Annotated in this window: 22 protein-coding genes, 1 pseudogene and 1 riboswitch; of the genes and pseudogenes, 14 read left to right on the plus strand and 9 right to left on the minus strand. The window is 72.3% G+C overall.

From position 1 onward, the window contains the following. Window positions 1-69 precede the first annotated feature (69 nt). Window positions 70-1,269 (plus strand): cytochrome P450, encoded by a 1,200-nt coding sequence (locus IEZ10_RS27915; RefSeq protein ID WP_189249505.1) that lies wholly within the window; start codon window positions 70-72, stop codon window positions 1,267-1,269. 3 nt (window positions 1,270-1,272) lie between these two features. Here IEZ10_RS27915 and IEZ10_RS27920 read toward each other — a convergent pair whose 3' ends face one another. Beyond that, a complete protein-coding gene (locus tag IEZ10_RS27920) occupies window positions 1,273-2,022 on the minus strand; it encodes a glycoside hydrolase family 25 protein (RefSeq protein ID WP_189249506.1) in 750 nt (249 codons plus the stop codon). 11 nt (window positions 2,023-2,033) lie between these two features. Further along, window positions 2,034-2,182, minus strand: a riboswitch (cyclic di-AMP (ydaO/yuaA leader). A 414-nt stretch (window positions 2,183-2,596) separates the two neighbouring features. Here IEZ10_RS27920 and IEZ10_RS27925 point away from each other — a divergent pair. Beyond that, the gene (locus IEZ10_RS27925; protein WP_189249507.1) at window positions 2,597-3,616 is read left to right on the plus strand and encodes a hypothetical protein; all 1,020 of its coding nucleotides are present in this window, start codon (window positions 2,597-2,599) and stop codon (window positions 3,614-3,616) included. Window positions 3,617-3,643: 27 nt separating this feature from the next. Here IEZ10_RS27925 and IEZ10_RS27930 read toward each other — a convergent pair whose 3' ends face one another. Then, entirely contained in the window at window positions 3,644-4,615 is a 972-nt protein-coding gene (locus tag IEZ10_RS27930) for an ArsR/SmtB family transcription factor (protein WP_189249508.1), read from the minus strand. 129 nt (window positions 4,616-4,744) lie between these two features. Between IEZ10_RS27930 and IEZ10_RS27935 the strand changes: the two genes are divergently transcribed. From IEZ10_RS27935 to efeB, 4 genes are all read left to right on the plus strand, one after another. Then, on the plus strand, window positions 4,745-6,016 hold the full coding sequence (locus IEZ10_RS27935) for an MFS transporter (protein WP_189249509.1): 1,272 nt from the start codon (window positions 4,745-4,747) through the stop codon (window positions 6,014-6,016). Between the two features lie 262 nt (window positions 6,017-6,278). Next, window positions 6,279-7,103, plus strand: coding sequence for an iron uptake transporter permease EfeU (gene efeU / locus IEZ10_RS27940; protein WP_189249510.1), 825 nt, complete (start codon window positions 6,279-6,281; stop codon window positions 7,101-7,103). A gap of 11 nt (window positions 7,104-7,114) precedes the next feature. Beyond that, entirely contained in the window at window positions 7,115-8,254 is a 1,140-nt protein-coding gene (efeO, locus tag IEZ10_RS27945; protein ID WP_189249511.1) for an iron uptake system protein EfeO, read from the plus strand. A gap of 39 nt (window positions 8,255-8,293) precedes the next feature. Further along, window positions 8,294-9,550 carry an iron uptake transporter deferrochelatase/peroxidase subunit gene (gene efeB, locus IEZ10_RS27950; protein WP_189249512.1) on the plus strand — a complete coding sequence of 419 codons (1,257 nt, stop codon included), beginning with the start codon at window positions 8,294-8,296 and terminating at the stop codon, window positions 9,548-9,550. Window positions 9,551-9,612: 62 nt separating this feature from the next. On the opposite strand, the gene IEZ10_RS27955 is transcribed toward efeB, so the two are convergent. Together IEZ10_RS27955 and IEZ10_RS27960 are read right to left on the minus strand one after the other, a co-directional pair. After that, window positions 9,613-10,353 carry an ABC transporter permease gene (locus IEZ10_RS27955; RefSeq protein WP_229811722.1) on the minus strand — a complete coding sequence of 247 codons (741 nt, stop codon included), beginning with the start codon at window positions 10,351-10,353 and terminating at the stop codon, window positions 9,613-9,615. A gap of 144 nt (window positions 10,354-10,497) precedes the next feature. Then, on the minus strand, window positions 10,498-10,896 hold the full coding sequence (locus IEZ10_RS27960) for a BlaI/MecI/CopY family transcriptional regulator (protein ID WP_189249513.1): 399 nt from the start codon (window positions 10,894-10,896) through the stop codon (window positions 10,498-10,500). Window positions 10,897-10,978: 82 nt separating this feature from the next. Here IEZ10_RS27960 and IEZ10_RS27965 point away from each other — a divergent pair, with 82 nt between their 5' ends. The 4 genes from IEZ10_RS27965 to IEZ10_RS27980 all read left to right on the plus strand — a co-directional run bounded on the left by IEZ10_RS27965 (window position 10,979) and on the right by IEZ10_RS27980 (window position 14,710). Next, window positions 10,979-11,902, plus strand: a complete 924-nt coding sequence (locus IEZ10_RS27965) for a M56 family metallopeptidase (RefSeq protein ID WP_189249514.1) — start codon at window positions 10,979-10,981, stop codon at window positions 11,900-11,902. Window positions 11,903-12,127: 225 nt separating this feature from the next. Then, window positions 12,128-12,703 carry an RNA polymerase sigma factor gene (locus IEZ10_RS27970; RefSeq protein WP_189249515.1) on the plus strand — a complete coding sequence of 192 codons (576 nt, stop codon included), beginning with the start codon at window positions 12,128-12,130 and terminating at the stop codon, window positions 12,701-12,703. Between the two features lie 48 nt (window positions 12,704-12,751). Next, complete coding sequence (locus IEZ10_RS27975; protein WP_189249516.1) at window positions 12,752-13,219, plus strand: peroxiredoxin family protein; 468 nt, start codon at window positions 12,752-12,754, stop codon at window positions 13,217-13,219. 261 nt (window positions 13,220-13,480) lie between these two features. Beyond that, window positions 13,481-14,710: a cation:proton antiporter gene (locus IEZ10_RS27980; RefSeq protein WP_189249517.1), complete on the plus strand. Its 1,230-nt coding sequence runs from the start codon at window positions 13,481-13,483 to the stop codon at window positions 14,708-14,710. A gap of 303 nt (window positions 14,711-15,013) precedes the next feature. Here the strand turns inward: IEZ10_RS27980 and IEZ10_RS27985 are convergent, their stop codons facing one another. Then, on the minus strand, window positions 15,014-16,372 hold the full coding sequence (locus IEZ10_RS27985) for a TrkH family potassium uptake protein (RefSeq protein WP_229811723.1): 1,359 nt from the start codon (window positions 16,370-16,372) through the stop codon (window positions 15,014-15,016). Window positions 16,373-16,456: 84 nt separating this feature from the next. On the opposite strand from IEZ10_RS27985, the gene IEZ10_RS40435 reads away from it, so the two are divergent. Continuing rightward, on the plus strand, window positions 16,457-16,804 hold the full coding sequence (locus IEZ10_RS40435; protein WP_373287427.1) for a DUF4158 domain-containing protein: 348 nt from the start codon (window positions 16,457-16,459) through the stop codon (window positions 16,802-16,804). Here IEZ10_RS40435 and IEZ10_RS27990 read toward each other — a convergent pair. After that, window positions 16,753-17,254, minus strand: a pseudogene (locus tag IEZ10_RS27990) (AAA family ATPase); the annotation flags it as partial. The gene IEZ10_RS40435 and the pseudogene IEZ10_RS27990 sit on opposite strands and share 52 nt — an antisense overlap. Before the next feature lie 184 nt (window positions 17,255-17,438). Between IEZ10_RS27990 and IEZ10_RS27995 the strand changes: the two are divergent. Further along, window positions 17,439-18,170, plus strand: a complete 732-nt coding sequence (locus IEZ10_RS27995) for an HAD family hydrolase (protein ID WP_189249519.1) — start codon at window positions 17,439-17,441, stop codon at window positions 18,168-18,170. Window positions 18,171-18,243: 73 nt separating this feature from the next. Here the strand turns inward: IEZ10_RS27995 and IEZ10_RS28000 are convergent, their stop codons facing one another. The 3 genes from IEZ10_RS28000 to IEZ10_RS28010 form a co-directional block, all read right to left on the minus strand. Beyond that, entirely contained in the window at window positions 18,244-19,485 is a 1,242-nt protein-coding gene (locus tag IEZ10_RS28000; RefSeq protein WP_189249520.1) for an RNA polymerase sigma factor, read from the minus strand. Between the two features lie 68 nt (window positions 19,486-19,553). Beyond that, entirely contained in the window at window positions 19,554-19,718 is a 165-nt protein-coding gene (locus IEZ10_RS28005; RefSeq protein ID WP_189249521.1) for a hypothetical protein, read from the minus strand. 34 nt (window positions 19,719-19,752) lie between these two features. Beyond that, window positions 19,753-20,400, minus strand: coding sequence for a DUF998 domain-containing protein (locus IEZ10_RS28010; RefSeq protein ID WP_189249522.1), 648 nt, complete (start codon window positions 20,398-20,400; stop codon window positions 19,753-19,755). A 350-nt stretch (window positions 20,401-20,750) separates the two neighbouring features. Here IEZ10_RS28010 and IEZ10_RS28015 point away from each other — a divergent pair, with 350 nt between their 5' ends. Together IEZ10_RS28015 and IEZ10_RS28020 are read left to right on the plus strand one after the other, a co-directional pair. Beyond that, window positions 20,751-22,868 carry a TerD family protein gene (locus tag IEZ10_RS28015; RefSeq protein ID WP_189249523.1) on the plus strand — a complete coding sequence of 706 codons (2,118 nt, stop codon included), beginning with the start codon at window positions 20,751-20,753 and terminating at the stop codon, window positions 22,866-22,868. Between the two features lie 247 nt (window positions 22,869-23,115). Continuing rightward, complete coding sequence (locus IEZ10_RS28020) at window positions 23,116-25,854, plus strand: helix-turn-helix transcriptional regulator (protein WP_189249524.1); 2,739 nt, start codon at window positions 23,116-23,118, stop codon at window positions 25,852-25,854. Window positions 25,855-25,902 lie beyond the last annotated feature (48 nt).

Consider the following 25,902-nt stretch of genomic DNA (forward strand, 5'->3'; position numbering starts at 1 on the left):
ACGGCCCGGTGTCAGCGCGGCCGGCGATGGTGGATGCCGTTGAGACCCGGGCCGAGGAGAGGACCGACCATGGAACACACCGTCACCGCGCTACCGGCCGAGCGCCGGCCCGGCTGTCCCTTCGACCCGCCGGCGGAGCTGGTCGACGCCCGCGAGCACGGCCCCATCAGCCGCTACGTCTTCCCCGACGGACACCGGGGCTGGCTGGTCACCGGATACGACCTGGTCCGGGCGGTCCTGGCCGACCCGCGGTTCAGCTCGCGCAAGGAGTTCATGCTCCACCACCCGTTCATCGACTACTCCGGCATGGAGGCCCCTCCGGCGTCCCCCGGCGAGTTCATCCTCATGGACGATCCGCAGCACAGCCGGTACCGGAAACCGCTGATGGGCAAGTTCACCGTACGGCGGATGCGCCTGCTCACCGAGCGGATCGAGCAGATCACCGCCGAGCGGCTGGACGCCATGGAGAAGGCCGGGCCGCCGACGGACCTGGTGACCGCGTTCGCCAAGCCCATCCCCGCCATCGTCATCTGCGAACTGCTGGGGGTGCCGTACGAGGACCGGGGCTCCTTCCAGGGGCACATCGACTCATTCCTCAACGGGGAGACGGACGACGAGACCCTGATCGCGGCCTACACCGCGGTCCAGAACTACCTCGCGGAGCTGGTGGCCGCCAAGCGCGCCGCCCCGACCGACGACGTGCTCAGCGACCTCGCCGACAGCGACCTGACCGACGAGGAGCTGAGGGGGATGAGCCTGATCCTGCTGGCGGCCGGGCTCGACACCACCGCGAACATGCTGGCGCTGGGCACCTTCGCGCTGCTGCGCAACCCCGGGCAGCTGGCCGCGCTGCGCGCCGATCCCGCGCTCACCGACCGGGCCGTGGAGGAGCTGCTGCGGTATCTGAGCGTCGCGAAGATGTTCATGAGGACGGCGCTGGAGGACGTCGAGCTGGGCGGCCGGACCATCGAGGCCGGTACGACGGTCGTCCTGTCGAACCACACCGCCAACCGCGACCCTGAGCGCTTCACCGACCCCTACGTGCTCGACCTCCGCAGGGAGGAGGGCGGGCACGTGGCCTTCGGCCACGGCGTCCACCAGTGCCTGGGTCAGCAGCTGGCCCGCGTCGAGATGCGGGTGGCGTTCCCCGCCCTGTTCGACCGCTTCCCCACGCTGCGCCTGGCCGTACCGGCCGAGGAGGTCGCCCTGCGCCCGGAGGTCGCGGACATTTTCGGAGTGAAGAGCCTCCCGGTCACCTGGGACGCCTGACCGTCAGGCCGTCTGGCGGCCCAGGGCGCGGAGCTGGTCCGGGCTCAGCGCGGAGACGTTCTGGTCGATGGGCGACTCCGTGTACTGGTGGATCGTCCACGTCTTCCAGTCGGCCGGCGGCGTGACGGCGCCCTTGTCCATGCTGTACGCGGCCACCCACAGCGGGTACTGCTCCAGACCCCTGCCGTAGGTCTCGGCGAAGTTCAGGCCGCTGTAGAACATCGGCGTTACTCCGGTCTTGTCCTTCACGTACGACAGCCAGGTCTTGGCCCAGGCGTTGACCTGCTCGACGGAGCGGCCGTCGGTGGCCTCCAGGTCCAGGACGAGCAGGTCGCCGCGCTTGGCGGGCTGCGCGTTCACGACGGACAGGAAGTGCTCGGCCTCGGCGATCGGGTCGTTGCCCGGGTGACCGAAGTGGTACGCCCCGCGCACGATGCCCTTCTTGCCCAGCTCGCTCCAGTGCCGGGCGAAGGAGCCGTCGCGGAACCCCGTGCCCTCGGTGGCCTTGATGATGCCGAACTGGGCGGAGCTGGCGTTCCAGTCGTACGTGGGTTCGTAGTTGGAGATGTCCAGGCCGTACGTGAGCGGATGCGCCTCCTGCTGGGAGACGTGCTGGGCGGCCGCGACGTGCCCGGTGGACGAGGCGAGGGCCGCGGTGGGGACGGCGCCGCCGACGGCGGCACCGGCCAGGACCGTGCCCGCGAGGGCCAGGCCGAGACGGTTTCCGAACCTGCTGATCCGGGGGTTGCGCATGGGGTGTCGACTCCTTGCTTCCATGTCGCCTACCGGGTTAGCTGACGGGTTCGGGCCTGGAAGTGCCCTACGGGCGCGCTGATGGAAAGGCGTCCGATTCACCCCGGAAAGGTGGGTCCCCGGTTCCGCTGAGAAGGCGCGGATTCGGCGTCCGTACGCCGTCGGCGGGTATCGCCACAGGACGGCGTCGGGTCCGGTCAATGGAGCGGCTCTCAGGCCGCGATGACCAAAGGTATGCGTCGCCCCACGGAAAGGGCAAGTGACCTGGGGTGGAGCGGTGTGCGCCGGGGGTCCGGCGGGCCCCGGACCGCCGTGGCCGCCGGGGGTCCGGGCCCATGGTAAAAACTTGACGCCTCACCGCGCGGACCGGCCGGAGACCGGGCCGGTCCGCCGTGGCGGCCGGGCTCCCGGGCGGTCACCGCCGGCGGCGACCCCGTCCATGACGTCCTGTCTGTGGGGATTCGTGGTGTCCTCTTGGTAACAGCTCCGTAAGAGCACGCCGTTACCTGACGCGTACGGGCGGTGATGTTCGGCAGGCTGGAGGGCGGATCGGTTCCGGCGACGGGGAGGCGAGATGCAGGATGACCACGATCCGGCCCGCGGGCGCGGCCCCGGTGCGGGTCCCCGCGGTCGCAGGCCGTACGGCGGACCCCAGGACGCCTCGTCCGGGCCCGCCGCGTCCCCGTCCCGTCCGCCGGTCCGCCCCGCGGCCCGGTACGACGGCCCGGCGCAGAACCCCGGCGACCCCTTCGTGCACGGGTCGCTGGTGGACGCCGGCATCGCCGCCGCGACCCGGCCGCGCTCCCCGCGCGGGGAGCCGCCGCGTTCCTGGACGGGTCCGCGTCCCCGGCGCGACCGGATGCTGCGCCCCGCGCTGATCGGCGCCTTCCTGGCGGCCGCCGGGCTCGGCGTCTGGTCCTCCGGCTGGTCCCCGATGGCCGACCGGCCCTCCGTCATGGCGGCCCAGGCGCCCGCGCCGTCGCTCGCCCCGCGCGGCACGGCGGTCGTCCACCCGCCGCAGGCCGCCCGCACGCCGTCCTCCGCACCCGGCCGGGTCATGGTCGTCCGCGAGCTGAAGCCCCGCCTGGTGCGGCCCCGGGCCGGCGCGGCGGAGGCGCTGGACGGCCGCACCCGGCCGGGGGAGCGGCGGCACGCCGCGGCACGCCGTACGCCGGAGGCCGCCGCGCGGGGAAGGGCGGAAGCGGCGCCGGGGGCCGAGGGCGTCGCGGGACCGCGGGTGGAGGGCGCCGGGCCGGGCCGCCGGGAGCCGCCGGACCTCCCGAACCCGCCGCGCACCCCCCGCACCCCGCACGGCCACGACCGCGACCACGGGCACGGGCACGGCCCGGGGTCGCCCGGCTCCGGGGCCGGGCTGCGGGGCCGTGCCGACAGCGGCGCCCCCGGCGCATCGGTCCGCGACGGTCGTGACACCCCCGCCGGTCCCGGCGGGCCCGGCGGCCATGGCGGTCCCGGCGGTGTGGGCCTCCGGTTCGACGCCGCCTACGCCTGCCGTAACTTCCGGGAGGACGACTGGCGTCACGATTTCTGCGTCCGGGCGTGGAACGACTACCGCGGGCGCAGCGACCTCCCCTGACCCGGGGACGGCCGTGAGGGCGTCGGCTCAGCGCGGCTGCCCGGCGAGCAGGGCCTCGGCCGCCTCGGTACGCGCGTAGAGCACGAACCTGCCCGACCGGTGCGCGCCGGTCAGCCCCGCCGCGCGCAGCGCGGTCAGGTGCCGTGACACCCCGGCCATGGACATGCCGGTGCGCTGGCTCAGCTCGGTGGTCGAGGCCGGGGCGGCCAGCTCGCCCAGCAGCATCGCCCGGGTGCGGCCGAGCACGGCCGCCAGCGCCTCGGGCACCTCGGTCCGGCGGCGTTCCCACAGCGTGGCGATCCCGCGCGGCGAGTAACGCAGCGTGGGCTGCCACGGCGGGACGGTGACCGAGAAGACCCGGGGCCAGATGAAGACCGAGGGCACCAGCAGCAGCCCCCGCCCGCCCAGCCTCCGCCCGCCCGACACGTGCCGGTGCCTGACGAGCAGGGTGTCGTCCTCCCACCGGACGGCCGGGTCCAGGTCGTTGAGCAGCCGTTCCGCGCCCCCCTCCGCCAGCAGCCGGGCCCGGTGCAGGATGTCGCCGTCGAGCAGGGTGCGGATGCCGGGCCAGTACGGCGCCAGCGCCACGTCCCAGTAGGCGCGGATCACCTCCGACAGCTCCGCCAGCCCGCGCGCGGGGTCCTCGCGCAACGCGGCCAGCCGGGGGCCGTCCATCCCGGCGAGGTCGGCGCGGACCCGCTCGGGCGGGGTGGCGCGCATGGTGGCCAGCTCCAGGTCCAGGCCGGGCGCGGTGGTGACCGGCGGCGGGCAGACGAACGACGGGATCATCCGGGTGGGCACCGGCACCAGCTCGGTGAGCACGCCCCAGTCGACGCCCGCGGCCCGCAGCCTCGGCGTGACGGCCGAGACCCAGGGGCGGTGCAGCGGGTGCTCGCCGGGACTCCTGAGCACCCGTGTGCTCGCCACCACCTCCCACAGGGGTGAGAACGCGAACCGCGTGCAGGCCAGGTCGGCCAGCCCGAACTCCAGCCGCAGCACGCCGTACCGTTCCTCTCCACCCGCGCCCCGGCGGCTCTCCGCCGCAGCCGGAACGGTACCGCGCGCCGGCCGATTCGCTCCAGTGCGAATCGATGGAGCGGGCCACCGGGCGGCGGCAGGGTTCGGCGCATGACGACTGTGACGACATCAGGCGGCCAGGTGTTCGCCGATCCCGGCTTCCGGCGGCTGTTCGCCGCGGCGGCCGCCAGCAGGCTGGGCACCTCGGTCGGGCAGCTGGCGCTGCCGCTGGCGGCGGTGACGGCGCTCGGGGCGGGTCCCGCGGAGGTCGGGACGCTCGCGACGGCGAGCACGCTGGCGTTCCTGCTGATCGGTCTGCCCGCGGGGGCCTGGGTGGACCGGGTACGGCGGCGGCCGGTGATGGTGACGGCCGACCTGGCGCGGGCCGTACTGCTGGGATCGGTGCCGCTCGCCTGGTGGGCGGGGGCGCTGACCCTGACCCAGCTGTACGCGGTGGCACTGCTGTGCGGGGCTGCCACGGTGTTCTTCGACGTCGCCGACCAGAGCTACCTGCCGCACCTGGTCGGACCCGGACGGCTGACGGCCGCCAACACCGCGCTGGTCAGCATGGACGCGGCCAACCAGCTCGCCGGCCGGAGCGTCGGCGGCCTGATGGTGGAGCTGCTGTCGGCCCCGGTGGCGATCGCCGTGGACGCGCTGAGCTTCCTGTGGTCGGCGCTGTGCCTGCGCTCCATCCGCCGCCCCGAGCCGCGGTCCCACCCGGCGGGGGTGGGCCTGGGCCGTGACATCGCCGAAGGGGTCCGCCTGGTGACGCGCCACCCGATCCTGCGGGCCTTCACCGCCGAGGGCGCGCTGACCAACCTGGGCATCCAGATCGTCCAGACGATGCTGCCCGTGCTGTTCGTCCGGGAGCCGGGACTGTCCCCGCTGTGGCTCGGCGCGTTCCTCGGCGTGGGCGGGGCCGGGTCCCTCCTCGGCTCGGCCGCCGCGCGCCGGCTGGGCCGGCGGCTGGGGGAGGGGCGGCTGATCCTGCTGACGAGCGTCGGGATCGTGCCCTTCCTGCCATTGGTGCCGATGCTGGACGGCGGCGCCGGGCTGTGGGCGGCCGGGGCCGCGTGGACGGTGCTCACCGTCAAGGTCGGCGTCAGCAATGTGATCAAGGTGAGTTACCGGCAGCGGGCCACCCCGGACCGGCTGCTGGGCCGGGTCGGGGCGACGATGCGTTTCCTGCTGACCGGGGCGCTGGCGATCGGCGCCGGGGTGTCCGGCCTGGTCGGCGAGTTGGCAGGGGTGCGGACGGCCCTGTGGGCGGGGGTGGGCGTGCTGGCGGTGAGCTGCCTGCCGATCGTGTGCTCGCCGCTGCGGGCGCTGCGCGACCTCCCGGCGGGGGAGGAGCCGGCGCGACCACACGACGCCGGCTGAGGCCGTCTCCTCGGCGGCCACCCCGTGGCCACGGAAGGTCCGAGCCGCCCCGATTGGGTTCGGGGGCCGCCCATCTTATTCATTAGGTGAGGCTATGCTAACTTTTATCGTGTGTAAAAGAGCTCGGATGCGGGGCTCGCTTCCCATGACCTCTTGAGGAGCCTGCCATGCTCGCCGCATCCTCCGCACCCCCGCGACGAACGGTCCGAGCAGCCGCCGCGCAACCCAATCAGATAAGCCTTCCTACTGCCTTGGAGCCACAGTGTTCGCCAGCTATCTCATCGGCTTGCGCGAAGGGCTGGAGGGGGCGCTCGTCGTCTCCGTGCTGGTCGCCTTCCTGGTCAAAAGCGAGCGGAGAGACCGGCTCCCCTCGGTGTGGGCCGGTGTGCTCGCAGCGGTGGCGTTGTCCGTCGGGTTCGGGGCGGTGCTGACCTTCACTTCGGCTCACCTCGGCCATACGGGCCAGGAACTCTTCGACGCCGTCGCCTCGCTGCTGGCGGTCGTCTTCGTCACGTGGATGATCTTCTGGATGCGCAGAGCCGCCCGCGCGCTGTCGAAGGAGCTGCGCGGGAAGCTCAGCGACGCTCTCGAACTGGGCTCGACCGCCGTCGTCGTCATGGCCTTCCTGGCCGTGGCACGCGAGGGCCTGGAGACGGCGCTGTTGTTCTTCGCCTCCGCCCAGGGCGCCGCCACCACCGCCCAGCCGCTGATCGGCATCAGCCTCGGCGTGCTCACCTCGGTCGCGATCGGCTACGGCCTGTACAGGTCGGCCATCAGGATCAATCTCACCAAGTTCTTCACCTGGACCGGCCTGCTGCTCATCCTCGTCGCGGCGGGCATCTTCAAATATGGTGTGCACGATCTGCAGGAAGCGGCCATCCTGCCCGGACTGGGCACCCCGGCCTTCGACCTCAGCGCCGCGCTGCCCGCCGACTCCTGGTACGGCGCGCTGCTGTCGGGGATGTTGAACATCACCCCCCAGCCGACGGTCCTGGAGGTCATCGCCTGGGCCGCCTACCTGATCCCGGTCCTCATCCTCTTCCTGCGCCCCGCGCGTGCGCAGTTCACCCCCGCGCCCGCGGCCTGAACAGGAGCGTCATGTCCACCATCGCCCGTCTCACCCTCGGCGTGCTCGCTCTGGCCACGCTCACGGCCTGCGCGACCGAGACCCCCGCCTCCGACGGCTCCGCCGCGGAGCGGAAGTCGCCGGGAAAGGTCGCCGTCGCCGCCACCGACACCGAGTGCAAGGTGGCCGCCACCGAGATCGCCGCGGGAACCAGCACCTTCGCCATCACCAACGGCGGCAGCAAGGTCACCGAGTTCTACGTGTACGCGCCCGGCGACCGGGTGATGGCCGAGATGGAGAACATCGTGCCCGGCCTGACCCGCGAACTCATCGCCGAACTGCCGGCCGGCACCTATGAGACGGCCTGCAAGCCCGGCATGGTCGGCAAGGGCATCCGCAACGCGCTGAAGGTGACCGGCGAGCACACGCCGCTCGACGCCGACGCCAAGCTGGCCGAGGCGACGAAGAGCTACAAGCGCTACATCGAGAGCCAGAGCGACACGCTGCTGGTCAAGACGCAGGAGTTCGTGGACGCGGTCAAGGCCGGCGACATCGGCAAGGCGAAGGAGCTCTACCCGGTCTCGCGGACGTACTGGGAGCGCATCGAGCCGGTCGCGGAGATCTTCGGCGACCTCGACCCGGCCATCGACGCCCGCGAGGCCGACCTGGCCGAAGGCGAGGAGTGGACCGGCTATCACAGGATCGAGAAGGACCTGTGGGTCGGCAAGGACGTCAGCAAGGACGGGCCCATCGCGGACAAGCTGCTCGCCGACGTCAAGACCATCGTCGCCAAGGCCGGCACCGCCCAGCTCACCCCGCTCAACCTGGCCAACGGCGCCAAGGGACTGCTCGACGAGGTCGCCACCGGCAAGATCACCGGTGAGGAGGACATCTGGTCGCACACCGACCTGTGGGACTTCGACGCCAACCTGCAGGGCTCCAAGGCGGCCGTTCAGTCGCTGCGCCCGGTGCTGGAGGAACGCGCCCCCGACCTGGTCAAGACGCTGGACGAGAAGTTCACGGCCGCCGAGGCCGCGCTGGGCGCGCACCGGAAGGGCGACGGCTGGCAGCTGCACAACGAGCTGTCCAAGGCGGAGCTGAAGGCCCTTTCCGATGCCATCAACGCGCTGGCCGAGCCGATCAGCAAGATCGCGCCGATCGTGGCGAAGTAGCGCGAGAAGAAGAAGTCCCAGGAGAAGAGAAGTGATCTCATGAGCGAGCGGATCAGCCGCCGGACGATGTTCGGCCTCGGCGCGGCCGGGCTCGCGGCGGCGGCGGGCGCCGGCGCTCTCGCGACCCGCTCGACGCCGCAGCAGCCGACGACCGCGCACGCCCCCTCTCCCTCCGATCCCTTCCCGTTCTACGGCCCGCACCAGGCGGGCATCGTCACGCCCGCCCAGGACCGGCTGCACTTCGTCGCCTTCGACGTGACCACCACGAAGAAGGCGGAGCTGGTGTCGCTGCTGCAGGAGTGGACGGCCGCGGCGGCCCGGCTCACGCAGGGCAAGGAGGCGGGTTCCTTCGGTGCGGCCGGCGGCGACCCCGAGGCGGCGCCGGACGACACGGGGGAGGCGCTGGGGCTGCCGGCCTCGGGCCTGACGCTGACGATCGGGTTCGGCCCGACGCTGTTCGACGACCGCTTCGGCCTGGCCGCGCAACGGCCCGCCGCGCTGGCCGACCTGCCGAAGTTCCCAGGTGAGCGGCTCATCCCGGAGATCTCGGGCGGCGACATCTGCGTGCAGGCCTGCGCCCACGATCCGCAGGTCGCCGTGCACGCCATCCGCAACCTGGCCAGGATCGGCTTCGGCCGGGTCTCCGTACGCTGGTCGCAGCTCGGCTTCGGCCGGACCTCGTCCACCTCGCGAGCCCAGGCGACTCCGCGCAACCTGATGGGGTTCAAGGACGGCACCGCCAACATGAAGCTGGAGGACACCGAACTGCTGCGCGACCAGCTCTGGGCGGCGGAGCAGGACGGCAGCGCGTGGATGGCGGGCGGCAGCTACCTGGTGACCAGGAAGATCCGCATGAACATCGAGACCTGGGACCGCGCCTCGCTGCGGGAGCAGGAGGACATCTTCGGGCGGGACAAGGGCGAGGGCGCCCCGCTGGGCAAGAAGCAGGAGTTCGACGCGGTGGACTTCGCGGCCCGGCGGCCGGACGGCCAGCCGTACATCGCGGAGAAGTCCCACGTACGGCTGGCGCACCCCAGCGCGCACGGCAACGCGCACCTGCTGCGGCGGGGCTACAACTACGTCGACGGCTCCGACGGGCTCGGGCGGCTGGACGCGGGGCTGTTCTTCATCGCCTACCAGCGGGACGTGCGCAAGCAGTTCGTGCCGATCCAGATGGGCCTGGCGAAGAACGATCTGCTGAACGAGTACATCCAGCACGTCTCCAGCGGCCTGTTCGCCTGCCCGCCGGGGGTTCAGGACGCGGGCGACTACTGGGGGCGCTCGCTGTTCGGCTGAGCGGCTGACCGGCGGCGACCGCTTCGCGCACCGCGTCGCCGCCGGAGCCGGGCCGGAGCGTTTCAGGGGAAGTATCCGCGCGCGACCATGTCGGTCGTGACCAGGATGGCGATCGCCTCGGCGGCCAGCAGGGCCACCAGCACCACGAGCTGCACGATCCCGGCCTGGATCGGGCCGGCTCCGCCGAGCAGCATCCCCACGAAGGCGCCGGGCAGCGTGACCAGCCCCACCGTTCTGGTCTGGTCCAGGGCGGGCATCAGCGCCTGGTTCGCCGCCGGGCGGCAGATCTCCAGCGCCGCGTCCCTCGGCGGGAGGCCCAGCGCGAGCGCCGCTTCCACCTCGCCCCTGCGCTGCCTGAGCTCGTCGACGGCCCGCCGGCCGGCCAGCGAGGTGGCGGTCATACAGCCGCCCAGCAGTATGCCCGCGACGGGGATCACCACGAGCGCGTCCATGGCGATCACTCCGGTGGCGGCCAGCAGGGCGAGCACCGGCGCGGTGCCCGCGGCGACCGGCACCGCCGCCCACCAGGCCGATCGGCTCGGCGTGATGCGCCGGCCGGCGGTGAGGGCGGCGACGCCGTACATGAGCAGGATGAACCCGGCGGTGGCCGCGGAACAGCCGATCACCCAGGTGATCAGGAGGGAGACGGCACCGAGTTGCACGGCCGCCCGCAGGCAGGCGGTCAGCACCGCCCGTCCGTGGCCGAGGCGGCCCAGCCACGCCACGAGGGATCCCACGGCGACCAGGGCCGCCAGAGCCGCGGGCAGGGCGGGGGTCAGGGCGATCAGAGATGAGGAGCGCACAGCGGGTAGTGTCCCGCCGCGAACCGGCCCGATCACGCAAACCCTCGGTTGCCGCCCTTCACCTCACGTTAAGTGGGCTTTGCCCGATCGCATGGCGTTGTGGAGAATTCTTTGGTGCTTTGTCCTGATATGTGCCTTTGGTGGTCAGGAGTCAGGATCGCTGAGCAGATGCCGGAGGATCTCCTCGTCACCGGGTTCGAGCCCGCTGACGAACCGCCGCAGCACCGAGGTCCGATCGTCCTCCTTGGCGAGGAGACGGTTCATGTGCGCGGCCACCAGGCCCGGCGCGTCCGCGATCGCCGTGTACCGGAAGGCCCTGCCATCACGCCGCCGCGTCACGGCGCCCTTCTTGGCCAGCCGGTTCAGTGTCGTGATCACCGTACTGTAGGTCAGGCCGGCCGGGTCTCCGAGACGTTCGAGGACCTCGCCCGTCGTCAGCGGTCGATCGGAGGCGGAGAGAGCGGTGATGATCTGCGCCTCGAGTTGGCCGACCCGTCTTCTGGGGACGGTAGGTCCGGGGGCCGACGGCTGACGATCTGTCATCTACCGAATTTTATCCGCCCGCACGGCACCGGACGTCGACGCAGACGGTTCCCCGGAGCGGCCCGGCCACTGGAGCGCAGCAGTGTTTGACCACTTCGTCTGGTCCGTCCTGACGGTCCCGGTGGTGATGGTCGCTCTCATCGCGCTTCTCGCGGACCGGCTGCCGCCATCGCCCGCAGCCAAGATCCTGGCCTGGTCGGCCGCCGGAGCAGCCCTGGCGAGCCTGCTCAACGTGGTGGCGTTCACCGTCAAAGCCGTGGCGGAGATTCCCGTCGTCGCCGATTGTTTCGAGTGGTCCTACCAGACCGTGATCGACGACACCCGGCAGGTGCGCTGGGTTCCGTGGCTGTCTTCGATCTTGATGGTGTCCGCCGCAGTGGCCGTCCGCAACGTGGTGGCACGTTATCGCCGAGGACGCGCATGGGCACTGCGGTTCGGCGAAGCGGAGAGCCATGATCGGATCGTCGTGGTGCCCAGCGAGGAGATCGAGGCGTTCGCCGTGCCGGGCAGGCCCGGACACGTCGTCGTCACGACCGGGATGCGGAAGATCCTCACCGATGACCAATATGGGGCATTGGTGGCCCATGAGCGGGCGCACCTGGAGCACGACCACTTCAAGCTGATGCTGCTGAGCGATCTGGCCGGCGCGGTCCATCCCGCGCTGCGGTGGGTCTCCGACCGTGTCGGCTACCTCGTCGAGCGCGCCGCCGACGAACACGCGGCGGAGACGGTCGGTGATCGCAGGATCCTCGCGCAGGCGATCGGCACGGCGGCTCTGGCCGCCGGGGGACGGCCCCCGCTCAGGCTCGGCCCGCTCGCGTCCTTCGCCAGGCCCGGACGTGCCGGGGTGATACCGCGTCGGGTCGCCGCGCTCCTGCGCCAGGCCCACGGCGGCCGGCTGTGGCCGGCCGCCCTTCCGGCCGCCCTGGCGGTGAGCTCACTCATCTGGACCGGTGAGGCCTGGTACGACCTGGCCGAACTGCTCGTCCTCGCGGCCCGCCACTGAGACGGGCTCCTGATCGCCGCCGGGGCCGGACGGATCCGCCTGCCGGTGAACCGCTCAAAGTGCGCCGAGCGAGATCGATCCTGAGACGGTGAATCCTTTCGCGGTGCGGGGGCCTCTTATGGGATGACGGTCACGCTGGGAAGGAGATTCGGATGAGTGACGTCGTGATGCCGGCCGTGCGGCCGGCACCGTTCACGACCTCGTTCCGGCGGCGAGGACGCGGACGTGGCTGACCGCGGCTGGGTGAGCACACGGCTCATCGAGGCCGCACAGGCCGGTGATCGAGAGTCGATCACCGCGGTGGTCCATGGCGCCCACTCTCATGTGCGGCGCTTCGCGGAGCATCTTTGCGCGTCCCCGCAGGACGCCGAGGACGCCGCACAGGAAGCGATGATCATTCTCTATCGGAAGATCGGTTCACTCCGCGCCACCGGGGCGCTGGCATCGTGGATGTTCAGAATCGTCCGGAACGAGTGCCTGCGCCGGGCCCGGCTGCTGTTCGAGCACTATGACGAGGCCGGCGCCGATCTGGTGACGTCGGCCGAGGAGGAGGTCATCCGGCGTCTGGAAGCCGAGATCGTCGCGCAGGCGATCAGGGAGCTGCCGGACGTTCAGCGCAGAGTGCTGATCATGCGGGACGTCCTGGGCTACCCGGGGCGGGTGGTCGCAGAGAGGCTCGGTCTGAGCAACGCCGCGATGAAGTCCCAGCTACACCGGGCACGCAGCACGGTACGGCTCGGCCTGGGCGGAAAGACCGGCGCCACGGGCGGCCGCACGCCCCCGGAACCCACCAGTGCCTGACCTGAGCCGACCGTATTCCCACAACCCGAGTCGAAGAGGAGTTCCGCCATGCTCGAAACCGGATCGACCGTGCCTGACCTCGTGCTGGAAGACACCGACGGCCAGGCCGTCCGCCTGTCCGGCCACCAGGGTGATCACGCTGTGCTCATCTACTTCATGCGGTCGACGTCGTGCCCTGTCTGCAACCGGCACGTCCGAGACCTCATCCGGCGCCGCGACGAGTTCGCCGCCGGCAACGTCCGGGTGTTCGTCGCGGTTCCCGAGGACCGCCAGGCAGCGGCCGAATGGAAGGCCAAGCGCCAGATCCCGTTCCCCGTCCTCACCGGCCGCCGCGGCACCCCGCACGAGATGATCGGCCTGGGCAGAAAGGTCTTCGGCTCGCTGCAGCAGTCAGGCAGCATCCTTATCGACTCCCAGGGCATCGTCCGCCACGCCCACGGCTCCACCATGCCCACCGGCGGCTACGACAGGGAGGCGATCACCGCCGCCGTCCAGGTCCTCCGCACACGTAGGTGATCTACAGGGCCTGCCGATGTCAGAGGTGCCGCCTTTCGGCGCTGGTCCGCCCCGCTGGTCGACGAGTCAGTGCCGGGCCTTTCCGGTGTTCACCGCGTCCGCCCGTTCTGCCGAGGGACGCCTGCTGTTACGGTAGGGCGCGGTGCGCCGGGAAGTCTGGTCGGCAATGTCCTTTGACGTCGGTCCAGATGGAGGTGCCGTGGTACGGCAATCGTCGGAGCGTTCAATCAGTGGACGCCGCCCGTACGGGCCGGGTCGCCGGTGAACGCCCTGTTGCCGGCCTTCGCCGGCGTGCTGCTGGTGGCGGTCCTGCTGTCCAGCCTGGCCCACCGCACGATCCTGTCCACGGCGGCGCTGTTCCTGGTCGCCGGGTTCGTGCTCGGCGACGGCGTCCTGGGCGTGGTGTCGATCACCGCCGGGGACGAGGTCGTCGGCACGCTGGCCGAGCTGGCGCTGTTCGCGGTGCTGTTCACCGACGGCATGCGGGTCGGCTGGGCCGACCTGCGCAGCGCCTGGCGGCTGCCCGGCCGCGCGCTCGGCTGGGGTCTGCCGCTCACCCTGGTGATCACCGCGCTGATCGCGCACTACCTGATCGGCCTGGGCTGGATCGAATCCCTGCTGATCGGCGCGGTCCTGGCCCCCACCGACCCGGTCTTCGCCGCCGCCCTGGTCGGCAACGAGAAAGTGCCGCCCCGGCTGCGCCAGCTGCTCAACGTCGAATCCGGCGTCAACGACGGTCTGGCGCTGCCGTTCGTGATGGTCTTCCTGGCCCTGGCCGCCGGCTCACGCAACCTGCATCTGGGCGAGCTGGGACTCGAACTCGCCCTGGGCCTGCTCATCGGCGTGGCCGTACCGTGGCTGGCCATCAAGCTGGAACAGACCCGCTGGTTCTCCGCCTCCACCGCCTATGAGCCGCTCAACGCGCTGGCGATCGGCCTGCTCGTGCTGGCGCTGGGCAAGGCCACCCACGGCAACCTGTTCCTGGCCGCCTTCGCCGCCGGCATCACGGTCGCCACCTTCGGACAGCGGCAGCGCGAGGCGTTCGAGCATTTCGGTGAGCTGATCGCCGAGTTGTTCAAGCTGGCCGCCCTGCTGGTGTTCGGCGCGCTCATAACCCCGGCCCTGCTGGGCGCGGTCGGCTGGACCGGCTGGCTGTTCGCCGTCCTGGCGCTGGTGGCGGCCCGGCCCATCGCCATCTGGATCTCTTTCCTGGGCTCCGGCCTGTCGGTACGGGAGCAGGCCGCGGTGGCGTGGTTCGGGCCCAAAGGCTTCGCCTCCGTGGTCTACGGCCTGATCGTGCTGTCTTCGGGCATCGCCGCGGCCGGCCAGGAGTTCCAGCTGATCGCGGTCACCATCGTGGCCTCGATCCTGCTGCACTCCTCCACCGACATCGTCGTGGCGCGCTGGTTCGACGACGAGCGCGACGTGCCCGCCTGGTACGGCGCCGCCCGCCGCCTGCGCGGCCGGGTCCGTCAGGAGCCCAGCCCATGAGCACGGAGGCACGGGATGCGCACCGCGCCGGAGCCGTGCCCGCCGTCCGGACCACCGCGGTGAGCGAACACCACGGTGACGCCGTCGCGGTCGATGACGTGAGCTGCGCGTCGAGCCCGGAGGCCGACCTCGGTGATGCGGCCGGCATGACCCGTGCGTACCGACGGGCCCAGGATGGCCGAGGACGCGTCGGAAGACATCCCGGGCCGGCTCGTCGCGTGCCGGTACAGGATGCTCCGGAGGGAGCGAGGCGGTTGGCCGTCATGCGGCCGCGGAGAGCGCTTGTACCGCGGGCCGCGTGGTTCAGCCGACGATGACCTTCTCCTCGGGCAGCTCGTAGCGGCGCCTGCGATCCCGCAGCGCCAGTGCGGAGAACAGGGTGACCGGGCCGACCCGGCCGGCGAACATCAGCAGCGCCACCAGGATCTGCCCGGCCGGAGTGAGGTCGGCGGTGATGCCGGTCGACAGCCCCACCGTGGCGACGGCCGAGACCACCTCGAACAGGATCTGCCCCAGGCTGTGCGGGGTCAACGCCAACAGCGCGTAGGTACTGGCGATGACCAGGGCCACGCCCAGCAGGGCGATGGCCAGTGCCTGGCGCTGCACGGTCGCGGCCAGGCGGCGGTGGCCGGCGTTGACGTGGGTCTCGCCGCGCAGCTCGGTCCACACCACGAAGGCCAGCACCCCGAAGGTGGTCACCTTGATGCCGCCGGCGGTGCCGGCGCTGCCGCCACCGATGAACATCAGAACATCGGTGGCCAGCCAGCTCGTCGGGTGCATTCCGGCGATGTCCAGGCTGTTGAACCCGGCGGTGCGCGGCATCACCCCGGCGAAGAACCCGGCCAGCAGCTTGCCGGGCGCATCCATGGGCCCCAGCGTCTTCGGGTTGGCCCACTCGGTGATCGTGAACACCAGGAAGCCGAAGAGCAGCAGGATCAGGGTGGTGACGACGGTGATGCGGGTCAGCACCGACCAACGGTGCGGATGACGCCAGGAGCGGCGCAGCTCGAAGACCACCGGGTAGCCCAGGCCGCCGACGACGACGGCCGCGGCGATCGGCAGGCAGACCCACGGATCGGCGGCGAAGCGCACCAGGTTGTCGGGCCACAGTCCGAAGCCGGCGTTGTTGAACGCCGAGACCGCGTGGAAGAGGCCCAGGTAGGCGGCGCGGCCGGGCGGTTCGCCGTAGCCGAACGCGAACCGGGCCGCGAGCGCGACGGCGGTCAGCGCCTCGAACGCCAGCGTGAACGCCACCACGTTGCCGAGCACCCGGCGCAGGTCGCTCAGCTGCGGGGACTTGGTCTCAGCCTGGGCCCACATCCGGGCGCGCAGCCCGACCCGTCCGGAGATCATCATCGCGAACAGGGTGGCCAGCGTCATGATGCCCAGGCCGCCGGTCTGGATCAGCACCAGGATGACCACCTCGCCGAACGCCGACCAGTGGCCGCCGGTGTCCACGGTCACCAGCCCGGTCACGCACACCGCCGAGACCGCGGTGAAGAACGCGTCGATCAACCGGGTGCCGATGCCGGATTCCGCCGCCCACGGGGTCGCGAGCAGGCCGGTGCCGACCGCCGCCGCGGCGGCGAAAGCGGTCACGATGACCTGGGCCGGATGCTGGAAGCGGTCCAGCAACACTTGAGAGGGGGAACGACGTGTCACTGAGCCATCCTGCCGCCCGGGCCGTGTCCAGGCGGCAGCGGGGTCGGCCCCGCCCACGAGACGCGTTCCACGCATCTGCAGCAGGTGGCCCGGTACCTGGGCCGGCGGAGCGCGGGGGAGCCGGAGGAGTTCCTGCCGGCTCGGGCGATGAAGCACGACTCGCTCAGCTTGTCGTTCCGGTTGGCGTGTGAGCATCTGATCTCCTCGCAGGCGATCCGGCCGGGCGTGGTGACGCTGCCGGAGCGGGTCGCAGCGGCGCGTGCGGCCTCCGGCCGGGAGACCCACGGCCGGGCCCGTCGATGTGGTCGGGTTCGGGGGACGGGTGACCAGGCGGACCAGGTGGCCGGTGCCGGTGCCGGTGCCGGTGCCGGTAAGAGGGTTCATGGTGTCGCTCCTGCGTGTCGCCCGTCGCTCCTGCCGGTGCGGTCGTAGTGCCGTAGGAACAGCTCCTCCAGGGTGGGGGCCGGCTGATGAGGGCGCGTACGCCGGTGTCGGTGAGGTGCCGCAGCACGGCGTCCAGGTCGGTGGTGTCGACGTCGAACCACACCCGGCTGCCCTCGGTGTGCAGCCCGGGCAGGCCGGCCAGCTCCTCCGTCGGCGCTGCCAGGTCGGCCTGGATGGAGGTGCGGGTGAGATGGCGCAGACCGGCCGGGGAGCCGCTTTCGACCGTGCGGCCGTCCTTGATGATGGTCACCCGGCCGCACAGTGCTTCGACCTCGGCCAGGATGTGGCTGGACGACAGCACGGTACGGTCCCCGCGGCGCTGCTCCTCCCGGATGGTCTCGCGGAAGACCTCCTCCATCAGGGGTCCAGGCCGGAGGTGGGCTCGTCGAGGATGAGCAGCTCGGCGTCGGAGGCCAGCGCGGCGATCAGGGCGACCTTCGAGCAGGGTCAGGGCGACCACGGCCCCTCCGGCGCGGTGTTCACCGTGCTCGCCGCGCCGCCTTCCGCGATACGGGTCCACCTCCGTCGTTTCCGCCGGCCAGGTAAATGTGTCGGATGTTCGGCGGATACTGCGGAGACCCCCCTCTGGCATCGGGAACGAGCGCCACGAGATGATCACTCCATGGCGGATGTGGTCTTCTTCGACCTGGACGGCACCCTGATCGATCACCGAAGCGCGGTCTGGGAGGCGATCGGCCAGATCGTCCGGGCCGCGCCGAACGCGACGGCTTCACCGGAGGATCTGGTGGCGTTGTGGTGGACGCTGGAGGGACGCCACATGCGGGAGTACCTGGCCGGTGAGTGCTCCTTCGCCGAGCACCACCGGCGCAGGCTCCGTTCCTTCCTGCCCGCGCTCGGCGAGCCGGTCCCTGAGGATCCCGGCCTCCTGGACACCTGGATCGCCGAGCGCTACCTCACCGCGTTCGAGGGGTCCTGGCGGTGCTATCCCGATGTCCGGCCCTGCCTGGAGAACCTGAGACGGCTTCCCCGAGGACCGCGTCTGGCCGTTCTCACCAACGGGGACCCCGAGCAGCAGCGCGCCAAGCTCGCCCGCTTCGGCCTCCTGGAATACTTCGAAGCCGTCCTGACCCCGACCGAGCTCGGTGCGGCCAAGCCCGTCGCCTACGCCACCGCCTGCCGGTGGATGCGGACGGACCCCGAGCAGGCGGTCAACGTGGGCGACATGCTGGAAAGCGACGTGAACGCGGCCGCCCTCGCCGGGCTCACCGGCATCTGGCTGGACCGCGGCATCGACTTCGTCACCGGTGGGCCGTCGCCGACGGCGGACGAGACGGTCCTCCGCATCGAACGCCTCACCGACCTCCCCGGCCACCTGTCACGCACGAACGCCTGACCGGCCCTCGCGGACCTCGGCATGATCGGAGGGCGGGGAGTCCGGTTGTCCTTCGCCCCCCGCCGCCGCGTCTTCAGCCGAGGCGGTCGGCCTGGTCGAGCAGGTATCGCCGCTCGATCTGGTTGCCGGTCAGGGAAGCCGCCTCACGGTACAGTCTTGCCGCGTCCGCCGCGTCGCCGGTCATCCGCAGCAGGTGCGCACGCACCGCGCGTTCGCGTTGCCGGATCAGCGGGTCCTGATCGAGCCGGAAGCGGCGGTTGAGGTCATCGAGCAGGGCCAGCCCCCGGGCCGGCCCGTACGCCTTGGCCACCGCCACCACCCGGCTCAGCCGTACCGGTGGGGTGGGGTTGAGCCGTTCGAGCCACAGATAGAGCGCCGCGATCTGCGGCCAGTCGGTCTGCTCCGGCGCGGTGGCCGCGGCGTGCACGGCCGCGATCGCCGCCTGCAACCGGTAGGGGCCGGCCTCGCCGCGGTTCCAGACGCCGTCGATCAGTTCGGTGCCCTCGCGGATGAGCTCGGCGTTCCAGCGCGTCCGGTCCTGCTCGTCCAGGGGAACCAGCTCGTCGTGGCCGCCGGTGCGGGCGGGACGGCGTGCCTCGGTGAGCAGCATCAGCGCGAGCAGGCCGGTGACCTCGGCGTCGGCGGGCAGGGACTGGTGGAGCATGCGGGTCAGGCGGATGGCCTCGCTGGTCAGGTCGACACGGGCGAGCCGGTCGCCGGCGGAGGCCGTGTAACCCTCGTTGAAGATCAGGTAGAGCACCTGCGTCACGGCGGCCACCCGGCTGTCCCGGTCGGTGTCGGTCGGCGGGGTGAAGCGGGCGCCGGCGCGGGCCAGCTGCTGCTTGGCACGGCTGATCCGGGTGCCCATGGTGTTCTCGGTCATCCCGTAGGCGTGCGCGATCTCGGCGGTCGTCAGGCCGCCCACCGCGCGCAGCGTGAGCGCCACCTGGGAGGTGGTGCTCAGCGCGGGGTGGCAGCAGAGCAGCAGCAGGGCGAGGCTGTCGTCGGCCTCCTGCGCGTGGCCCGCCCAGCGGGCCGGTTCCTGCATGGCCAGTTCGGCGGCCCCGGCCTCCTGCTCGCGCCGGCGCCGGGCCTGGTCGGCACGGAGCAGATCGACCATCCGCCGGTAGCCGATGCGGATCAGCCAGCTGCGCGGGTTGTCCGGCACGCCCTCGGCCGGCCAGGTGCGGCTCGCGGCCAGCAGCGCCTCCTGCACCGCGTCCTCGGCGACCTCGAAGCGGCCGAAGCGCCGCACCAGCGCACCGAGCACCTGCGGCGCCTCGACGCGGAGCAGATGCTCGATGTCGGTGTTCATGCCAGGTGCGCCTTTCTCCCGGTGATGACGGTCTCCCGCCCGCGCCGGGCGCTGCCCGGCCTGGTCGGTCACGCGGTGAAGCCCTCGCCGCCGGCCGGCTCACCGGTGGCGATCAACTCCTGCTCGGACTTCCGGCAGGCGACGGACGCCGCCGGCGCCTCCTCGGAAGGAGTGCCGGCGGTCGCGGCGTCCCAGACGACGGCCGGGGTGCAGCCGAGCGGCAGATACTTCACCGCTGTTCCTTCTGGTGGTCGTGATCGGGCCAGCTTAGGCGGAACGGCGCAGCCATAGCGCGACGGCGGTCGTCCAGGTGAAGGCGACCAGGCCGTTGACGGCGATCTGGATGCTCATGTGCTCCGGCGACATGGGCAGCAGCAGGATCAGCCCGGCGGCGCCGTTGCCGATGGCCGACGGCACGGCTCGGCGGCGGGCGCATCGGACGGCCAGCACGATGGCGGCGATGGCCAGCGAGGTGAAGGAGACGGCGGCCGCGGCCGAGTGCGCGATGCCGTGCCAGGACATCTGGGCCACCGGACCGTCGGGGGTTCCGGCGGGGAACCCCTTCTCCGGGTCCATGGTGAACAGACCGGCGGCGATCATCCCGACGCCGAAGATCCCGACGAGGACGGGCAGCGCCCGCCGGCCGATCCCCTCGGTGACGGTGCGCCCGATACCGGCGGCCAGCGCCACGCCGCCCACACCGGCGAGCACGAACGTGGTGATCTGCATCCAGCCGAGGTCGCCGGTGGAGAGCTGGCTGATCGGATGGCGGGTGATGTCGAAGCCCTCGCGGGTGAGCATCTGGGCGGTCGCCGAGGCGAAGAAGACCGGCCCGGCCAGGGCGCCGGCGAGCAGCAGACGGTGGGATGAGCGGTGGACGCCGGGAGCGCCGGCGGTGGTCACGGTGGTGGCCATGGCTTCCTCCTTGATGGGATTCCTGCCGCTACCTCGGGGTGGGATCCGGCCTCTCGACACGATCCCGATGTGATCTGAAGCACACCCGAGGCGTATCGAGGCCCGCGGGCCGCTTTCGAGGTACCGGCAGGCACTCGCCAGGACACTCCAGGAGGACGGGATGTCCGAGACCTACCGGCCGAGCGCCGACCTGAAGACCCTGAACCGCCTGGCCGGCACCTGGACGGCACCTGGACGGCACCTGGCCGGTCACCGGTGACGCCGAGGGCGGTCCGGTCGGAGGGGCGGCGTGGCCGCCGGGCACCGGAAAATCCGGGAAACGCCAGCTTTCCCCGGCATAGGGTGCGGCCGTGGACAATCTTGAAAAGCTCGTCATCACCAGGCGGCTGCGGGTCCCCGTCGACGCTCCCGCCGGCGCCGTACCGGGCTGGGGGGAGACGGCCGCCCGCCAGCTCGACGCCGCACTGCTGAGCGTCGGCTTCACGTGCTCGCCGGCCCTGCTCGGCCGCCTGGCGGAGCTGCCCGGCGAGACCGTGGTTGACCTGGGTGTGCGGGTCCTGGCCGCCGTCCGGGAGCTGGTGGGCGACCACGTACGGCACAACGCCTACTTCATCGACTTCCCCGCGAACGTGCCGGACACCCTGGAGTTCTGGGCGGGCCTGATGCGGGAGGCGCTGCTCGACCCGGTCGCCGTCGACCGCGTCCGGCCGCCGGTGCTCGACCTGCTGACCCTGCCGGGCTACGGCCGCTACCGGCACTCCTACGCCGACCTGCTGGCCGCGCACGCCGAGCTGGTCCCGCTGGCCGCCGACCGGGTGACCGTGCTGGAGCTCGGCGGGAGCCTGGAGGCGGAGGCGGCCGGGCTCTACCTGTCGCTGGCGGGGGCGGAGACGCCCCTGGCCGCCGAGGACCTGGCGGCGCTGCGCGCCCTGGCCGCGTTCTGCGCCGACCGGCCGGAGCAGCCGGAGCGCATCCCGGTGCGGGAGAACCGCGCCGTCGTCAACGAGGCGCGGCTGGCCGCCGGACGGCCACTGCTCGTCGACACGGTGACCGACGTGCTGAGGCTCGCCTGCGGCTGCTCCGGCGGCGACGTCACGCTGGCCGTACCCACCCGGTTCCGCTCGTTCCGCCGCGCCGAGCGGCGGACCCTGCTCGAAGCCCTGGACGCCGTCGCCTCCCCGGCCGCGCTCGGCGACGTGCAGCGCCACCGGGAGCGGTGGAAGCGGCTCGGCGAGCGGCTGCACCCCCACGAGTACCCGCACCTGGCGCGTGCCGCCCGCGTCTTCGAGGCGGCCAGGGGCGAGCGCCGGGTGGTGAGCCTCGACGGCCGCGTCGAGGCCGCCCTTTCGGCGGGCCGTACCGCCGAGGCCGTCGAGCTGCTGGGGAACGCGCCCGGCGCGCTGCTGCGCCGCCTGGACCACCTGCTGCGGACCGGCTCCGCGCCGGCCGTGCTGGACGCCGCGGAGAAGGCCGCGGCGGGCGCCTCCGGCCGCGTGCTGCTGTCCCTGCGCGAACACCTGCAGAACCGGCTCGCCCCCGCCGCGGGCCGCGTCTTCACCAACCGGTACGGCAGGGCGTGGACGACGCCCGACTCCCGCCCGCCGCTGGCGCGGGAGTTCCTGACGCGGGCGCTCGCCGTCCTGGACGAGGAGATCACCCGCCGCCTCCCCGACCCCGGCGAGCTGATCGTCGACCCCGACGTGCTCGACGTCGCCCTGCCGCTGTCCGGCAAGGCCGTCGCACCCGGGATCGGCGTGCTGCCCCGCGGCTCGCTGTCGGCGGTGGACGGCGAGCTGTTCCGGTTCTTCGTCCACTGGCGGCAGGCCGCGCGGCGCACCGACTACGACCTGTCGGCGCTCATGCTCGACGCCTCCTACGGCGACCCCGAGCACATCTCGTGGACGAACTACGGCAACGGCTTCGCCACCTACTCCGGCGACCTGGTCGAGGCGCCCGACGGCGCGTCGGAGTTCATCGACATCCGGCTGGCCGAGGCGACCCGGCCGATCATCATCCCCCAGGTGAACATCTACGACGGGGAGCCGTTCGACGAGGCCGCCGAGGCGTTCTTCGGTTACATGACCAGGGACGCCGCGCAGGAGGGCAGGCCGTTCGAGCCGCGGACCGTGCGGATGAAGTCCGACCTGCGCGGGTCGGGCCGGGTCGCCCTGCCGTTCGTCCTGCTGCGCGGAGACGACGGCCGGTGGCGGGTGAAGTGGCTGCACCTCTACCTGAAGGGGTTCCCGCACTTCAACCAGGTCGAGGGCAACCGGGTCACCACCTCGCTGCTGGCGCGCTCGATCGTGGAGCGCGACCACCTGCGGGTCCGGTATCTCGCCGGCCTGCTGCGCGCCAGGGGATCGGCGGCCGCCCACACCACCTACATCGGGCTGGAGGCGCCGGCCGATCCGCCGCCGGGCTCGCGGGTGTACACGCCCGGGACGCTGCACGAGCTGATCCCCGCCTGATACGGTTGGGACCGCGAGGCCATGGGAGGGCTTCCTTCTCTCACCTTTTAGTGAAAACGCCAGCTCTCCCGCCTTCCTCGCACGCCGGTCGTGAGGCCATTCGAGGGCTTCCTTCTCTCCTGGTTCGATTCCAGGTGGGCCCCATGGGCCTACTGGCATATTCAGCTCCCGAGCCTTCCTCACGACCGGCCTGCCCATCCTTTCCCACCGGTACGGGACAGTCCCGGACGAATGCCAGGATGGGGTCATGGGCGCGGGGGAACTGCACGGGCGAAAGGCCGAAGAGGACACGATCGCCGAACTGCTGGCAGGAGCCCGGGCGGGCACCAGCTCGTCGCTGGTGCTGCGCGGCGAGCCGGGCATCGGCAAGACGGCGTTGCTCGACCACGCCGCCGCGGCGGCCGGTGGCATGCGGCTGGTGCGCGGCGCGGGGGTCGAGTTCGAGGCGGAGCTGCCGTTCTCGGGGCTGCAGCTGTTGCTGCGCCCGGCCCTCGGATCCCTCGCCGCGCTGCCCGGCCCGCAGCGCGAGGCTCTGGAGGCGGCGTTCGGGCTCGGGCCGGCGGCCGGTTCAGAGCCGATGCTGGTGGGACTGGCGGTGCTCTCCCTACTGGCGGAACACGCGAACGAGACGGGGCTGCTCTGCCTCGTCGACGACGCGCAGTGGCTCGACCGGGCGTCGCGGGACGCGCTCCTGTTCGCCGCCCGGCGCCTGCACGCCGAGGGCGTGGTCATGATCTTCGCAGCCAGGGACGGCGAGGGGTCCTTCCCCGCCCCGGGCCTTCCGGAGTCACGCCTGTCCGGGCTGGCCCCTGAGGCGGCCGCGGCCCTGCTCGACCGGCATTCACTCGCGCCCGCCGTGCGCTACCGCCTGCTCGCCGAGGCAGGCGGCAACCCGCTGGCCCTGCTGGAGCTGCCGGTCGCCCTGGCCGCCGAAGGCGGCAGCGCGTTCTCGCCAGGGGCGCTTCCCCTCACCAGCCGCCTGCAACTGGCCTTCCACGGCCAGGTCAGCCGGATGTCCGAGGCCTGCCAGAGCCTGCTCCTGGTGGCGGCGGCCGACGAGACCGGCGAGCTCACCGTGATTCTGCGTGCCGCCGCCGCGCTGGGAGCGGCCGTCGAGGACCTGTCTCCCGCCGAGCGGGCCGGCCTGGTGGTCCGCGGCGACGCTGACGGCACCACGATTCGCTTCCGCCATCCGCTGATCCGCGCCGCCGTCTACCAGCGAGCGCCGCTCGGGCAACGCCTCGCCGCCCACCGCGCGCTCGCCGCCGCCCTCGACTCGCCCGAGCACGCGGACCGCCGGGCCTGGCATCTGGCGGCCGCCGCCACCGGTGTCGACGAGGAGGCCGCCGCCGCGCTGGAACGCGCCGCCGCCCGCTCCCGCGAACGCAGCGGCCACGAGGCGGCAGCCGCGGCATACGAACGGGCCGCCCGCCTGAGCGCCGAGCCCGGCGCCAGGGCTCACCGCGAGGCCCTGGCGGCGGAGGCGGCACTGGAGGCCGGTGATCTGGAGCGGGCCAGAGCCCTCGGCGGCCGCGCGGCCCGTCGGCTGAACGGGGTCCCGGCGGTGAACGCGCGGCTCGCGCACGTGCGCGCGCTCGCGGACTTCTGGCAGGGCTCCTACTCCGCCGCCCACCGGTTGCTGCTCGACGGCGCCGGGCTCATCCGCGACACCGATCCAGGCCAGGCCGCCGTGCTGCTGATCCAGGCCGTGCACACCTCCTGGTACCTGGGGGAGCAGCAGCTTGCGGAAACGCTGGAACGGCTGATCGCGCTGCCGTTGGACGACGCGGATCCCCTCGCGCCGGTGGGACCCTACCTCGTCCACCTCGACCGGAACCGGTCCGACAACCCGCCGCCGCTGGGCGACACCCTCGCGGCGGTGCGTCGGCGGGGCCGTACCCCCGACCAGGTGTTGATGATCCTCTGCGGCGTGGCACTCGCGCTGGGCCAGGACGCCGACGCCTACGAGCTGGCGACCTCGCTCGCCGCCGGGCACCGCGCCAGGGGCGGCGCCGGGCGGCTGCCGACGGTGCTGTTCTTCGTGGTCGAGGGCGAGGTGTTCACCGGACGGCACCTGGACGCGCTCACCACGGCGACCGAGGCGCTGAGGCTCGCCCGCGACACCGGACAGCAGCAGTGGGTCAGCCAGTTCAGCAGCGTGCTCGCCTACCTCGCCGCGGCCAGGGGAGAGGAGGCCGCCTGCCGGCGCAACGCCGATGAAGGACTGGCGGGGGCCACCGCCGGAACCATCTCCCCCGGGGCGCCGTGGGCGCACTGGTCGCTCGGCCTGCTGGACCTCGGCCTCGGCCGCGCCGAGGCGGCGCTCGCCCGCTTCGAGCGCCTGACCCGCGAGCCGATGCGCCATCACATCTGCGCCATCCGTTCCACTCCCGACCTGGTGGAGTCGGCCGTACGAGTGGGGGCGCAGGAACGCGCCGCCGAGCCTCTGGCGCGCTTCGAGCGGTGGGCCGCGTCGGTCAGGCAGCCGTGGGCCGACGCGCTCGTGATGCGCTGCCGTGGGCTGCTCGCCGCCGACGACCGGGCCGAGGAGTTCTACACGGCGGCCCTCGAACTGCACGACCAGGACGGCCGCGCGCTGGAGTACGCCAGGACCGCGCTGCTCTACGGCGAATGGCTGCGCAGGGCCCGGCGGAAGGCCGAGGCGCGCGGGCCGCTGAACGAGGCCCTGGAGGTCTTCGACCGGCTCGGCATGCGGCCGTGGGCCGAACGCGCCCGCGGCGAGCTCACCGCGACCGGCGCCCAGGACCAGGGCCCCAGGCCCGCCGAAGGCGTGGCGGCCGGCCTCACTCCGCAGGAACTGCAGATCGCCAGGCTCGCCGCGCAGGGCCTGTCCAACCGCGACATCGCGGCGCAGCTCTTCCTCAGCCACCGGACGGTCGGCTACCACCTCTACAAGGCCTATCCCAAGCTCGGCGTCGCGTCCCGGAGCGAGCTCAGGGATTTCGCCGATCAACTGGGGCTGTGAGATCCTGTCATCGATGATGGAGCAGGTGCCACCTGGGCGGATTCTTCC

The sequence above is a fragment of the Streptosporangium pseudovulgare genome, from assembly GCF_014648055.1.
GTDB classification, from domain to species: Bacteria; Actinomycetota; Actinomycetes; order Streptosporangiales; family Streptosporangiaceae; genus Streptosporangium; species Streptosporangium pseudovulgare.

Bases quoted from the DNA above. Each gene is read 5' to 3' on its own strand.
- IEZ10_RS27915 (WP_189249505.1), top strand. From the start codon at position 70: ATGGAACACACCGTCACCGCGCTACCGGCCGAGCGCCGGCCCGGCTGT.
- IEZ10_RS27920 (WP_189249506.1), bottom strand. From the start codon at position 2,022: ATGCGCAACCCCCGGATCAGCAGGTTCGGAAACCGTCTCGGCCTGGCC.
- IEZ10_RS27925 (WP_189249507.1), top strand. From the start codon at position 2,597: ATGCAGGATGACCACGATCCGGCCCGCGGGCGCGGCCCCGGTGCGGGT.
- IEZ10_RS27935 (WP_189249509.1), top strand. From the start codon at position 4,745: ATGACGACTGTGACGACATCAGGCGGCCAGGTGTTCGCCGATCCCGGC.
- efeO (WP_189249511.1), top strand. From the start codon at position 7,115: ATGTCCACCATCGCCCGTCTCACCCTCGGCGTGCTCGCTCTGGCCACG.
- efeB (WP_189249512.1), top strand. From the start codon at position 8,294: ATGAGCGAGCGGATCAGCCGCCGGACGATGTTCGGCCTCGGCGCGGCC.
- IEZ10_RS27960 (WP_189249513.1), bottom strand. From the start codon at position 10,896: ATGACAGATCGTCAGCCGTCGGCCCCCGGACCTACCGTCCCCAGAAGA.
- IEZ10_RS27975 (WP_189249516.1), top strand. From the start codon at position 12,752: ATGCTCGAAACCGGATCGACCGTGCCTGACCTCGTGCTGGAAGACACC.
- IEZ10_RS27995 (WP_189249519.1), top strand. From the start codon at position 17,439: ATGGCGGATGTGGTCTTCTTCGACCTGGACGGCACCCTGATCGATCAC.
- IEZ10_RS28000 (WP_189249520.1), bottom strand. From the start codon at position 19,485: ATGAACACCGACATCGAGCATCTGCTCCGCGTCGAGGCGCCGCAGGTG.
- IEZ10_RS28010 (WP_189249522.1), bottom strand. From the start codon at position 20,400: ATGGCCACCACCGTGACCACCGCCGGCGCTCCCGGCGTCCACCGCTCA.
- IEZ10_RS28020 (WP_189249524.1), top strand. From the start codon at position 23,116: ATGGGCGCGGGGGAACTGCACGGGCGAAAGGCCGAAGAGGACACGATC.